The following is a 13313-nucleotide window of genomic DNA, read 5'->3' on the forward strand; positions in this document are numbered from 1 at the left end:
TGTTAGGTGCCAAGTAGCTTTTAGAGTCGCTGACAGTGCTCATCCTATAGTGGACGAAATGTATAGTCAGTTCAAGATAATTTAGACACAAGGAAGGGGAATGAAAGTACTACAAATTGTAGACTGAGTGAGCCTGACGCTGTATCTAGTTTATATAGGATTGACTATAGGTTTAGTACAAGTCGGCATCCTCGTATTCATTGAGAAAATCAAGTGGTATATCCACTGTCTCAGCTCACTAATTTATTGGCGGGTCATGCCCTTAAAATGTTATATTGGTACTCTATTTTAACAACGCTATGTTTATGGATTTGCCTACTTTGCCAACCACTACATCAGATAACTCAAATAGCCCAAACAATTTAGACAGCCCAGATAACAATGCTTACGCTGTGCGCGATGATGCAGCTCAAGTGTCTGGAGCGTCCCAAGTATTCGAAAAAGGTCTCTCTGTGTCTAACAGCCTTCCTTCAGAACAGCATGCTTTAGAACAGCACGGCTCAGAACAACCTCATAGTGAATCTGAGAATATGACTCAGACCATCGATCCAAATGCCATCATCTTGGCAGAAGCGTTGACAGACAAAGCCATCAGCTGGCAAATACATAACTGTAAAATCATAAAAAAGACGGTCACTCAAGACTTACCACTACCTTTTCTGTATCACTATGATAGCTTAGACGATACCATCAAACAGGCGCACCCCCTTACGCCTGAACTACTGACTCAATTCAATACGCCCATGTCAGCTCAAGAGGCTGCTAACTTAATTGGTATTAATCAAGAGTTATTGACCAGCCCTTGGCATGTAAAGGTAATTGGCTCATTAGTCGTGTTTAGTGAATCATTACAATTGGCTGTACGGCTGCATTGGACTAATACTGGCAAAGAGACTCAGCAGGTATATACCAAAGATGCAGCAGATGCGATTACCGTAGCTTTTAAAGACTGGCAGTTTTTTGGTCGTGTGGACGTTCTTTATAAGAATAACAAGCAGACATTGATCAGTATTGATGAGCAAAATCCCAGTACCCCAGCATTACCTACCGAATCACTGCTAACGATTGGCGCAAGTAGCGACTATCAACAGCTTTTAGCCACTCATGCACTGGCAGCTATTGTCAAACTAGAAGCTGACAAAGCTGATTTACCTTGGTTTGACACAGCCATATTGGCGCGTCTTGAATAATCGTTTTTACTCACCTTTAGCGGTTCTGGAACCCTTATTATTGGCATATTATTTTAAGTTATTCATATCTAATGGTATGGTAACGACTTAGTATTATTCACTAGTCCTCACTCTCTATAAAAAGCACACTATCCCTATTAAAACTGAGGGTGCAAATTTTAACAACTCCGCCTATTTGTAAGGAATATCACATGGATTATCGTTCAAAAACCTCTACCGGCGGTCGTAATATGGCAGGTGCGCGTGCATTATGGCGTGCAACTGGTATGACTGACGGCGACTTTGGCAAACCAATCATTGCGATTGCTAACTCTTTCACCCAGTTTGTACCTGGTCATGTGCATCTAAAAGATTTGGGACAACTGGTCGCACGTGAGATTGAACAAGCAGGCGGCGTGGCAAAAGAATTCAACACCATTGCCGTTGATGATGGCATTGCGATGGGTCATAGCGGCATGTTGTATTCACTGCCAAGTCGTGATTTGATTGCTGATTCGGTCGAGTATATGGTCAATGCTCACTGTGCTGACGCGCTCGTTTGTATCTCAAACTGCGATAAGATCACTCCAGGTATGCTGATGGCTGCCATGCGACTGAATATTCCAGTAGTATTCATTTCAGGTGGTCCAATGGAAGCAGGCAAAATCCTAGCCAGCACCGTCGGTAAGAGCCACAATACTGATAGTAATGACAGCAGTGCTGTTCGTAAACTCGATCTGGTCGATGCCATGATGGACGCTGCTGATGACAGCATTAGTGATGAAGATGTGGCCGCGATTGAAGCCTCAGCCTGTCCGACATGTGGTTCGTGCTCTGGGATGTTCACTGCCAACTCTATGAACTGTCTAACAGAAGCTTTAGGACTGGCATTACCAGGTAATGGTTCACTACTGGCGACCCACTCATTGCGCCGTGAGCTGTTCTTAGAAGCAGGACGTACTATTGTCTCACTTGCCAAGCGTCGCTACGAGCAAGATGATGACTCAGTCTTACCTCGCTCAATCGCTAGCAAAGCGGCCTTTGAAAACGCGATGACACTAGATATCGCGATGGGCGGCTCGACCAATACTATTTTGCATTTATTAGCCGCAGCGAACGAAGCAGAAGTCGACTTTAAGATGTCAGATATTGACCGCCTAAGCCGCGGTGTGCCCTGTCTGGCAAAAGTCGCCCCTGCCTCACAAAAGTACCATATGGAAGATGTGCATCGTGCTGGCGGCGTGTTTGCGCTATTGGCCGAGCTTGACCGTGCAGGATTAATAAATACGGACGTTCCGACCATTCATAGCCCAACGATGAAAGCGGCGATTGATAAATGGGATATCATGAATGCGGACAACCAAGAGGCACGCGCACGCTATCTAGCCGCGCCTGGTGGCGTACGTACTACTGAGGCGTTTTCACAATCAAAAGAATGGTCAAACCTCGATGTCAATCGTGAGTCTGGCTGTATCCGCAGTGCCAAGCATGCTTACTCACAAGATGGTGGCTTGGCTGTACTGTATGGCAACATTGCCGAGCGTGGCTGTGTGGTCAAAACCGCAGGCGTTGATGAAAGCATCTTAGTATTTACTGGGCGTGCACGTTTATTTGAGTCTCAAGATGATGCGGTTGCCGCGGTATTGGATGATAAAATCGTTGCCGGTGATGTGGTCATTATTCGCTATGAAGGCCCTAAAGGCGGTCCTGGTATGCAAGAGATGCTTTATCCAACCACGTACTTGAAGTCAAAAGGACTGGGTAAAGAATGCGCCCTACTCACTGACGGTCGTTTCTCTGGTGGTACATCAGGTCTCTCAATCGGTCATGCCAGCCCAGAAGCTGCTGAAGGCGGGGCGATTGGTCTGGTTGAAGAAGGCGATACTATCCATATTGACATCCCTAATCGTACTATCAACATGCAGGTTAGCGATGCTGATTTGGCGACTCGCCGTGAAGCTATGGAAGCTCGTGGACGCGATGCGTGGAAGCCTGTCAGTCGTGAACGATACGTGACCCCTGCACTACGTGCTTATGCTGCCATGACTACGAGTGCCGATACTGGTGCCATACGCGATGTGAGCCAGGTTGAGCGCTAAGCCCTACTTGAACCGTTAACATTCAAAACCTACTTGTATTATTCATTAAGCCTGCGCTATGCAGGCTTTTTTTTCACCAAAAAACAACGCAGTAATCGTTTTGATAACTATTTCTTTCGGTAATAATCGTTTTTTATCGGCATGATAAGTCTTACCGTTAGACAAAGTTTTTATTGATATAGACTTTCATCAGCTTCAAAAAGCTGTATTCAAAACAACACCCTAGAACTGGCATTTAAAACCTAACAACGTGCGCAAACCTTATGATTGAAAAATATAACTTATTCTTATTGATTTGCGGTATCGCCTTTTTATTAGGGGCATTATTTCCTGTCATCTTTAAGCGTAACTTTATCTCCTTACCCATGCTACAAGTTAGCTTTGGTTTGATGATGGGCTACTGGTGGACCTCTTTGTCCTTTTTGGACCCTATAGACAATGGCATGCTCATCGAAAAGCTAACTGAGATCGTGGTATTGGTTTCGTTGGTTGGTGCGGGTATAAAGATTGATACCGAGCTCTCTTGGCAGTTATGGCGACCTACTGTCAGGCTATTGCTGATCACCATGCCCATTGGTATCTTTGCAATGGCAGTGTTAGGTTACTACGCATTTGGCTTAAGCCTAGGCGCTGCTATCTTGTTAGGGGCAGTATTGGCACCTACCGACCCTGTCTTGGCATCGAGCATTCAGGTTGGACCGCCTAATACTGGTGGAGAAGACACACCGCGCTTTACGTTAACGTCAGAGGCAGGATTAAACGATGGGCTTGCCTTTCCCTTCGTTTATTTAGCCATCAAAATTGCAGAAGCCTTTAGTGAAGGACAGGCTTTTACCTACGATATGCTATGGTCGTGGTTCACTCATGATGTCTTGTGGAAAATTGGCGCAGGCGTCGTTGTTGGTGTTTTGGTAGGCAAAGCGATGGCCAAAGTCGTGTTTTCTAAACATACTCGTGACACGACTATCTCACAGGGGTATGTTGTTATTGCCCTCACCTTAGTCGCCTATGGTGTCGCAGAATACGTACATAGCTATGGGTTTATCGCAGTTTTCGTTGCGGCATTTGCCTTTCGGCGTTCAGAGTGTGAGCATAGCTATCATCAAAAACTTCACGACTTTGCTGAGCAGTCAGAAGGCTTGCTGATGTCGCTGGTGCTGGTGATTTTCGGTATGTTCTTGGGCCAAGGATTACAGTCTGGGATTGAGCTGACATGGCGTGTCTATATCGTCAGTTTTACTTTTCTATTACTCATACGTCCGATTGGGGGGTTCATCGCCTTATCGGGACTTAACTTACCGCATACCGAAAAATACGCAATCTCAGCACTGGGCATTCGTGGTATTGGTACGCTGTACTATCTGTCTTATGCACTCAATAAAGATTTTTTTGCGGATGAAGATGCACTCAAACTATGGATTGTTTGCTCAATTGTGATTTTAGCCTCCATCTTTATTCATGGTTTAAGCGCTGCTAGGCTCCTAAAACTAACCCCTCAAAAGTCCAGTTGATTATTCATACTGGGTTTATTTTTAATAAAGCTGTTTGGGCAAAATCAGTTTGACTACAGCAACTGTTTAAGAGCACGTTAATTTGAGAGCGCACTAACTAATGTAGCTCATTGATCCAGTCTAAAACCGCCTCTGTAAGCGCAAACTGACGGATGTCGTTGAGCATCGTGGTGTCAAAATTATGAATAAAGGTAAATGACAATTGCTGCGCAGGATCACACCACGCCACTGAGCCATTGTACCCCATATGCCCAAACCCTGATGTGGCAGGCGTTACACTACTATCGGTGGCTCTCTCGTTGTTGCCTATACTAAATAGCTTATGGTACCCCAAGCGCCATTGCATGGCCGCTGGCATTACTGCATCTAGACCGGTGACTTGCGGCGTAGACAGTTGCTCAAAAGTAGCCCTATCGATCAGCGTCTGCCCTTGCCATACGCCGCCATTGGCTAGCATGGCGTAGATAGTGGCTAATGCATCAGCTGAGGCGACACCGTTCGCAGCGGGAATGATGGCCTCTAACGTTTTGCGATTATGGTAGTCAAGTGCGTGTTTACCAGCAGGAATGAGCGCCGCTTTATAGTTCTTTAGATTGAGCTGACTGGTATCAAAGTACAAACGACTAATATAAGCTGTATCCATGAGTGGTAAACCATTTTGCTCATGACCTGTATCTTGCTCATTAGTTATATCTGGAGTGGGTGTCTGGTCATTGATTAAGCCCTGCTGCTGCCAGTATGTATAGCTGGGTAAACTGGCATAGGTACGCAATGTGTCTTGTGAGTCGGACTTCAGCGTTGGTTTATTGCGTTTGTTACGTAGCAGTACACTATCTTCGTCTGAAGTTTCAAAGTCTTTTGCCAGTTTTGCTACTTGATCGACCTTATCTTTTGGCACACCAAAATAACAACTGTCTGAAATACCTAAAGGGTCAGTGAGATACTGGCGTAGTGCTTCAGCTAGTGACATCTGCGTCACTGCTTCTATCACACCGCCCAGCACCCAGCCATATATCAACGCACTGTACGCGCTATCATATTTTGCTGCATCTTCAGGTGCGGTGACAGGCATACCCTCAACGTGTCTCAGCATCGCGCCCCAATCGAGCACAGTGTCACTGTCAACATCGATACTGGTGATCGAAAACAGATCAGCCTGATGTGACATGACTTGTCTCAAGGTGATGTTGTCTTTGCCGTTTGCAGCAAACTCTGGCCAATACTTAGCGATGGGCACATCATAAGTGAGCTGCTGCTGAGAGACCAGCACATGTACGAGCGTCGCTAAAATGCCTTTACCCGTAGAAAAGTTAATCGCTAGCGTGCTAGGCTGCCACGGCTCATCAAGACGCGCCATTCCTATACTTGCTTGCGCGATGCACTCACCTGCCTGATATACCACTACCGCACCACCTGCTGGTGCATCCTCAAGCTGTAATACAGTTAGTAGCTGCTGCAAACGTTGCTGCAAGTCCATCCTTGTTAGAACATGAGAGTGTTCTTTATTATGTTCCGTCATTATTGTCTGGCTCCAGTGCTATAAATTATTGTCATTTTGGAATTACATAAACACGCTATCATCAGGTCTGAACTAGTATAAATGAATGTGCAATCAATAAAAAAGGCCACCTACTGGTCGCCTTTAATTGTTTCATAACAATATTTTAGAGTGTTACTAAAACTATGTGTCACGCTAGTATTTATTGAGTCATTTCACCCAGCTTAAGTATCTACTAGCGAGGCACTAACAAACGATTATGAACTTCTTGTTCAAGCTTGGTCAGACCATGACTACGGCCGCGTTCCATAGCCGTATCCATTTTGCGTCCACGGAGCCAACCTGCTCGTAGCGCAATCGCTGCACCAACTCTATTACCGGATCCACAATGCATGGCAATTTTTTTGCCATGATGCTGGCGAAGTATGTTATCAAATGCCAGTATTTTGAGCTGCTTTAGCTCGGTAGCCCCATTGATAGGCAGATGCTCATAGCTCATTCCTGCCTGCTCAACCGCTACTGCTTCATCAAAAGTAAGCTCATCATCTGGCTGTAAATTGATGACCAATTCTACACCAGATTTTGCCAAAGCAGTGATCTTTTCATCATCCAATGCCCCGCACACAATAGTCTTGTCGTCCGGACGGAAGTAAGGCTCAAAAACAGCAGCTAAGTCGATACCGTTGTCACTATCTAAGCCACTATCTAAAGCCTCAGTGATTGATTTGTCATTAGCAGCGACTGTGTCAGTAGCTGCTAAACTATCAGCGTGGTTGGTGCTTGTCGCATTGCTTTGTGGGTTTGTATTTTGTGACGTCATAATGATAAATGTGTTCGTTAAATTTGGCTATTAAAATAAAAGCTACGCTATACAATATGTGCTACTTGCTGTCGCTGTTTAAGGTCATAACACCAGCCAAATGTGGCTTGCTGTTTTTAGAGCTATATAGGCCAAACTCACAAGTATCACCTGTGTTTTCTAGCTGTGCTACTGGCTCAGCGATGAGCTCTACTTCAGCTGGCAAAAAGATAGGCAGCTTGAATGAAACCTCGATAGTATAAGCATCAGGTAGCTCATCCATTAAAGCAAGACACTTGGCTTTTGACCACATACCATGTGCAATCGCTTTTGGAAAACCAAAGGCACGAGCTGATAACGGATGCAGGTGAATCAAATTGAAGTCACCTGAAACGAATGCATAACGGCGACCGATATCTTCTGGCACTTCAAAAATACTATGGACATCTTTCTCACCGACTTCTGGCTTGACGGCAACTGGACGCGGTGCGCTTTTCTTGTCTTTGCTACTGCTGGATTTTTTGCTGCGTGACAGATAAGTTGACGTCCCTTCCCAAATAATTTCGTCTTCTGATTTGACTGTTGTTACAAAGTCAAACTGCTGACCTTGGGCATGATCGCGCAAGTTACTAAATGTGACGGCCATTGCGACCGTTTCGCGCTCACCGATAGGGCGATACTGTGTGACGCTGTTGTCGATATGCACCAGACCTAACATAGCAAATGGGAATGGCTCTTTTACCATCATGTTCATCTGCAACGTTTGCGATAGTACGGAAAAATAAGTCGCTGGAACTTTTCCATCGTCAGCGAATCCGCAAATTTTACGATAGTCATTTAGATTGTCTTGATCGATATGCAAGTCATCGACGTAATAAGTCGCTTGTGGTAATTGATCTTTGCTGATTTTTTCGCTGTTGCCAATAGGCAATAAGCTTTTGACGATATTGGCGTAGGTAGTGTGCGCTTTTGGCAACGCATCATAATGTGTGTCTGACATAAGTAAATCCTAAATGTGGCTTGAACAAGTTTTAACGTATCTAAAGACATTCTGCAGTCGTTGATTAGAACCTATTATTAAATCATTTAATAAGCGCCATATTCAATCAATCTTATGAGTATCTCTAATAGCAAAAAATAGTTTGGCTAATGGGTCTTGTGTTTTTATCATAAAAAAGCCACCCGTGGGCAGCTTTATTACAATTTATCAGCAATTATTCGTAAGCATATGTGAAGTTAATCAAAAATGAGAGGAAGTTCTATGCAGCTTCCCGCCCGTTAATTATCACAAATGCTGGCAAATAAATCCATATTATGCACCAAGTAGGCTTTGGCCACAGACACGGACAGTGTTGCCGTTCAGACCGCCAGAAGCAGGTGAAGCAAACCATGCAATAGTCTCAGCCACATCTACTGGCAGACCGCCTTGGCTCATTGAGTTCATACGGCGACCCGCTTCACGAATAGCAAAAGGAATGGCTTCAGTCATTTGCGTTTCGATGAATCCTGGTGCCACGGCATTGATGGTCATGCCTTTAGCATTGTCTTCTAGCTGCTTGGCAGTTGCGTTGACCAAACCGATCACACCCGCTTTAGAAGTCGCGTAGTTAGTCTGACCCATGTTGCCAGCGATACCTGAGATTGATGACACACAGACGATACGAGCGTTTGCTTTTAGTACGTCATTATCAAGTAGATAGCGGTTCAATTTAGCAATGCTGCCTAGGTTAATATCGATAACCATATCCCACTTTTTCTCATCCATTCTGGCCAGCGTCTTATCACGTGTTACGCCAGCATTATGAATGATCGAGTCTAAACCGCCACGCTTTTGCGCCGCATCTGCAATTTCTGCACCAGCATCATCACTTGTGATGTCTACCGTCAGTGCAGAGCCACTGATTTCACTTGCTACTTTTTGTAGGTCAGCTTGCTGCTGTGGTACATCCAAACAGATCACATGCGCGCCTTCGCGAGCCAAGACACGAGCAATTGCTTCACCGATACCGCGACTGGCACCAGTCACTAGCATGGTTTTACCGCCTAAAGGTTGATTCCAATCGACATCGACCGACTCGCCTTTGCTCACACGTACCACTTGTCCTGAAACGTACGCTGAACGTGCTGAAGTGAAAAAGCGCAAGGTTGAATCTAGGTTCTGCTCGGCACCTGCTTCTACATAGATAAGCTGCGCCGTAACGCCGCGCTTGAATTCTTTACCAACTGATTTTACAAAACCTTCGAGTGCGCGCTGTGCCATTGCCGTTTCGATATCAGTGATGCTCTCTGGCGTACGACCCACAATGATGACTCGGCCTGATTTTTCTACGCGGCGGGCAACGGTATGAAAAAAGTCATACACTTCTTTGAGTTGATCGGCGTTGCTGATGTTACTGGCATCAAAAAGTAAAACTTTAAATTGATCATCGCCACCTGTGTTTGCTTTTGCCTCAATACCTGCATCAGCCAATGCGTCTTTGATATCATCGCTGCTGTTTACATAAACCTCAGCATGAACATCTGACAAAATACGCGCAACTGATTCGCCAACGCTCTTGTCGTCCCCATTCGCACGGCCAACCAACACACTACCGCGAACCAAACGCTCACCGCTCTCAAAACGATCAAGCGTGGTTGGCATCGGCAAACCTAAGTTTTTTGCTACTTTTTTGCCAAGAGAAGATTGAACAAAATCACCATAACGGTCTGACATAATATATTCCCTATAAATAATAAATGGTTAGAAGAATAGTAAACACAAGAGGTAATGCACCTATTATATAGGCTCATCGACATTGTAATTATTGATATTTGGTAAATCATTTTAAAACCAGCCTAACTATACACTGCCCTTGTAAACAAGTCCAAAAACAGACAATGTCTACAACAATCTGTAAACAACTCAGTATACAAGCCAGCAACTTTTTGTCGCGTTAATCGCCACCATATCATGCTAGAATCCGACCTATAAGTTATGGCAAGTTTAATTATCGATAACAATATATTATCAAACGAACCATTATGCAATGCTAATATCTAATGTTGATTGGGCGATTAACGTCTTACCCATTATTACTAAGACTGATGATAACGCTTGTATAAGCGTCACATCGTTTGCTAAAGATATACACTAAACGAGTAAAAACGCCTTATCATACACAGCTATACGATGTAATAAATGATAATATTTGCTTCTTGCTTAAAATAACATTACCTATTCTTTACCCTCCATTTCTTCTACCCATACTTTTTAAGGATAATATTATGAGTAATAAAAATAACCACCCTGATAGCCCAGTTGTCGAAAGTACTGTCGTTAAAGCGAATGATGCAAAACCACAAGAAACAGCGGCAAGCAGTGAGCCTACTGCAGATGTCAAAGACGTGGCAAAAAAAGCGGTCGATACTAGCAGTACAAAAGATACCAACAATACAAAAACAGATAGCTCAAAAAAAGACGTGCCTGCAAAAGACACCAGAACTGAAGCACCTAAAAAGCCTGACACTAAAGATACGGCTACTGATACAGCTACTAAAGGAACCGCTACTAAAGATACTGCAAAAAAAGCAGATGACGAAAAGGCAGCAACCCATGCTGCTAGAAAGCCAGCGGCCACTGCCAAAAAGACGAGTAAATCCAAGCCTGCCTCAAACCAAAACCGTGTCGCTATCCTAGGTGGCAACCGTATCCCATTCGCACGTTCGAACGGCTCATATGCTGACGTTAGCAATACAGATATGCTGACTGCAGCCCTAGACGGTTTGGTTGAGCGTTACAACCTACAAGGTGAGATACTAGGCGAAGTGGTATCTGGCGCTGTCATGAAGCTAAGCCGTGACATCAACTTAACTCGTGAAGCGACGCTAAACACAGCGTTAAACCCGCACACACCAACTTATGATATCTCACAAGCGTGTGGTACTGGCTTGCAAGCGACGTTTGCATCTGCCAACAAAATCGCCTTGGGTCTAATCGACTCGGCCATCACTGGTGGCGTAGACACAACCTCAGATGCGCCTATCGCTATTGGTGATGGCTTGCGCAAGGTACTCATCAAGCTGGGTGCAGCAAGAGACAACAAACAACGTCTAAAAGCATTGATGGGTCTAAATCCAAAAGATCTAATCGACTCTCCACAAAACGGTGAGCCACGCACAGGTCTATCAATGGGCGAGCATCAAGCAATCACCACACTTGAGTGGAATATCAGCCGCGAAGCTCAGGATGAGTTGGCATTTAACAGCCATCAAAACCTAGCGCGTGCTTATGACGAAGGTTTCTTTGATGATTTGATCACACCATACAAAGGTCTGACTCGTGACAATAACTTGCGTCCAGATACCACACTAGAAAAACTGGGCAAGCTAAAGCCAGTCTTTGGCAAAAAGAGTGCTAACCCAACGATGACGGCTGCTAACTCTACTCCACTGACTGATGGTGCATCTTGTGTATTGTTGGGTACAGATGAATGGGCAAAAGAGCACGGTCTAAAGCCACTGGCTTATATCGCGCATCAAGAGACCGCAGCGGTAGATTTCATTGGTAAATCTGGTATCACAGAAGGTCTACTAATGGCACCGGCATATGCGGTACCGCGTATGCTCGAGCGTGCTGGTCTCACCTTGCAAGATTTTGATTTCTATGAGATTCATGAAGCCTTTGCCTCACAAGTACTATCAACCCTTGCCTCTTGGGAAGATGAGAAGTTCTGTGAAGAGCGCTTAGGTCTTGATGCGCCTCTAGGATCTATCGATCGTAGCAAGCTAAACGTAAACGGCTCGTCATTGGCAGCAGGCCACCCATTTGCTGCAACTGGTGCTCGTATCCTAGCGACTGCCGCAAAACTACTGGATCAAAAAGGTTCAGGTCGTGCGCTTATCTCTATCTGTGCGGCTGGTGGTCAAGGTGTGACTTGTATCTTAGAAAAATAAGATTTAACACCAATATAGTTTGTTAGTTAAGCGTCATTGATACAGATGACGCTGTCAAAAAATAAATGCCCTCTAATTGAATTAGAGGGCATTTTATTTGCCTTTATTTTGTTATCATAAATTTGCTCTATGACGATAGCCTTTTACAAACGCCAGCTTATCAAACAAAGGTAATATTTATGAGTACGATGAAATACTTGTTAAAAAAGCTCAGGCAAGTGATTTTTGATGAGCATCAAACTGTCCAACATGATAAAAAAAAGCCCTCAACGGTGACTGAATTTAAACCTATCTCATCTCATACCTACGACAATGCCAATAAGAGCCGATACGAGCGTGAGCAGACCACTTTGTCCAAGCGCATCGAAAAAGAAGTCGACTATGATGAGTTACGTCGAAAAATGCACCAAGACCTGATCGATAGCCATGATGAAGAGTTAGAGAACGAAATAGACGATTATATGCGTAACTTTTATTTTGACGGATGTCAGTTAACTACCCAAGAGAAGCTCGACCGCCGCACTTATTTTCAAGAGTTGGTTCGTTTACAACGTGAACTCATCAAACTACAAGACTGGGTCGTTGAGAATGGCGAACGTATCGTTGTGATATTTGAAGGGCGTGATTCTGCAGGTAAAGGTGGGGCTATCAAGCGCATCACCCAACGGCTAAACCCACGAGTCTGTAGGGTTGCCGCATTGCCTGCGCCGACTGAGCGTGAGCAAACACAGTGGTATTTTCAGCGCTATGTTGCCCATTTGCCAGCAGCAGGCGAGATTGTATTATTTGATCGCAGCTGGTACAACCGCGGCGGTGTTGAGCGGGTGATGGGGTTTTGTACTGATGAGCAGTACGAGGAGTTTTTTCAATCCGTACCAGATTTTGAGCGTATGTTGGTCCGCTCAGGCATACGCTTGGTAAAATACTGGTTTTCTATTACCGATGATGAGCAACATTCGCGCTTTATGAGCCGTATCCATGACCCCTTAAAACAGTGGAAGCTCTCGCCAATGGACTTAGAGTCACGTAGACGTTGGGAAGACTATACCAAAGCAAAAGAGACCATGTTTGAGCGTACTCATATCCCTGAAGCGCCATGGTGGGTGGTTGAAGGCAATAGCAAAAAGCGCGCAAGGCTCAATTGTATTGCTCACCTGCTCGAACAAATCCCTTATAAAGAAGTCCCTCGTGATGAGATCGAACTGCCTGATCGTAAGCGCGACGATGAGTACTACCGCGAACCCATACCTGATGACATGTATGTACCGCCCCGCTACTAGCCTATATTTATACACAATTAAAGAG

General features: G+C 44.8%; 9 protein-coding genes. 5 read left to right on the forward strand and 4 right to left on the reverse strand.

Annotated elements, in window-relative coordinates:
* Positions 1 to 305: 305 nt before the first annotated feature.
* The 3 genes from ACTXGL_RS00940 (at position 306) to ACTXGL_RS00950 (ending at position 4779) form a co-directional block, all read left to right on the forward strand.
* Entirely contained in the window at positions 306 to 1190 is an 885-nt protein-coding gene (locus tag ACTXGL_RS00940) for a hypothetical protein (RefSeq protein WP_443524223.1), read from the forward strand.
* 191 nt (positions 1191 to 1381) lie between these two features.
* Positions 1382 to 3268 (forward strand): dihydroxy-acid dehydratase, encoded by a 1887-nt coding sequence (gene ilvD / locus ACTXGL_RS00945; protein WP_443524224.1) that lies wholly within the window; start codon positions 1382 to 1384, stop codon positions 3266 to 3268.
* A 263-nt stretch (positions 3269 to 3531) separates the two neighbouring features.
* Positions 3532 to 4779: a cation:proton antiporter gene (locus ACTXGL_RS00950; protein WP_443524226.1), complete on the forward strand. Its 1248-nt coding sequence runs from the start codon at positions 3532 to 3534 to the stop codon at positions 4777 to 4779.
* 97 nt (positions 4780 to 4876) lie between these two features.
* Here the strand turns inward: ACTXGL_RS00950 and ACTXGL_RS00955 are convergent, their stop codons facing one another.
* The 4 genes from ACTXGL_RS00955 to ACTXGL_RS00970 all read right to left on the reverse strand — a co-directional run bounded on the left by ACTXGL_RS00955 (position 4877) and on the right by ACTXGL_RS00970 (position 9789).
* A complete protein-coding gene (locus tag ACTXGL_RS00955; protein WP_443524228.1) occupies positions 4877 to 6298 on the reverse strand; it encodes a serine hydrolase domain-containing protein in 1422 nt (473 codons plus the stop codon).
* A 214-nt stretch (positions 6299 to 6512) separates the two neighbouring features.
* Positions 6513 to 7097 (reverse strand): protein tyrosine phosphatase family protein, encoded by a 585-nt coding sequence (locus ACTXGL_RS00960; protein WP_443524230.1) that lies wholly within the window; start codon positions 7095 to 7097, stop codon positions 6513 to 6515.
* Positions 7098 to 7158: 61 nt separating this feature from the next.
* Complete coding sequence (locus ACTXGL_RS00965; RefSeq protein ID WP_443524231.1) at positions 7159 to 8076, reverse strand: MaoC family dehydratase; 918 nt, start codon at positions 8074 to 8076, stop codon at positions 7159 to 7161.
* A 312-nt stretch (positions 8077 to 8388) separates the two neighbouring features.
* The gene (locus tag ACTXGL_RS00970) at positions 8389 to 9789 is read right to left on the reverse strand and encodes a 3-oxoacyl-ACP reductase (protein WP_443524233.1); all 1401 of its coding nucleotides are present in this window, start codon (positions 9787 to 9789) and stop codon (positions 8389 to 8391) included.
* 551 nt (positions 9790 to 10340) lie between these two features.
* Here ACTXGL_RS00970 and ACTXGL_RS00975 point away from each other — a divergent pair.
* The gene (locus ACTXGL_RS00975; RefSeq protein ID WP_443524234.1) at positions 10341 to 12008 is read left to right on the forward strand and encodes an acetyl-CoA C-acetyltransferase; all 1668 of its coding nucleotides are present in this window, start codon (positions 10341 to 10343) and stop codon (positions 12006 to 12008) included.
* A gap of 179 nt (positions 12009 to 12187) precedes the next feature.
* Positions 12188 to 13288 (forward strand): polyphosphate kinase 2, encoded by a 1101-nt coding sequence (gene ppk2, locus ACTXGL_RS00980; protein ID WP_443524235.1) that lies wholly within the window; start codon positions 12188 to 12190, stop codon positions 13286 to 13288.
* Positions 13289 to 13313: the final 25 nt, after the last annotated feature.

The organism is Psychrobacter sp. T6-6 (genome assembly GCF_052258185.1).
Taxonomy (GTDB): domain Bacteria; phylum Pseudomonadota; class Gammaproteobacteria; order Pseudomonadales; family Moraxellaceae; genus Psychrobacter.

What these genes read in the sequence shown, in the direction of transcription:
- ACTXGL_RS00940 (WP_443524223.1), top strand. Translation starts at nt 306, where the DNA reads ATGGATTTGCCTACTTTGCCAACCACTACATCAGATAACTCAAATAGC.
- ilvD (WP_443524224.1), top strand. Translation starts at nt 1,382, where the DNA reads ATGGATTATCGTTCAAAAACCTCTACCGGCGGTCGTAATATGGCAGGT.
- ACTXGL_RS00950 (WP_443524226.1), top strand. Translation starts at nt 3,532, where the DNA reads ATGATTGAAAAATATAACTTATTCTTATTGATTTGCGGTATCGCCTTT.
- ACTXGL_RS00955 (WP_443524228.1), bottom strand. Translation starts at nt 6,298, where the DNA reads ATGACGGAACATAATAAAGAACACTCTCATGTTCTAACAAGGATGGAC.
- ACTXGL_RS00960 (WP_443524230.1), bottom strand. Translation starts at nt 7,097, where the DNA reads ATGACGTCACAAAATACAAACCCACAAAGCAATGCGACAAGCACCAAC.
- ACTXGL_RS00965 (WP_443524231.1), bottom strand. Translation starts at nt 8,076, where the DNA reads ATGTCAGACACACATTATGATGCGTTGCCAAAAGCGCACACTACCTAC.
- ACTXGL_RS00970 (WP_443524233.1), bottom strand. Translation starts at nt 9,789, where the DNA reads ATGTCAGACCGTTATGGTGATTTTGTTCAATCTTCTCTTGGCAAAAAA.
- ACTXGL_RS00975 (WP_443524234.1), top strand. Translation starts at nt 10,341, where the DNA reads ATGAGTAATAAAAATAACCACCCTGATAGCCCAGTTGTCGAAAGTACT.
- ppk2 (WP_443524235.1), top strand. Translation starts at nt 12,188, where the DNA reads ATGAGTACGATGAAATACTTGTTAAAAAAGCTCAGGCAAGTGATTTTT.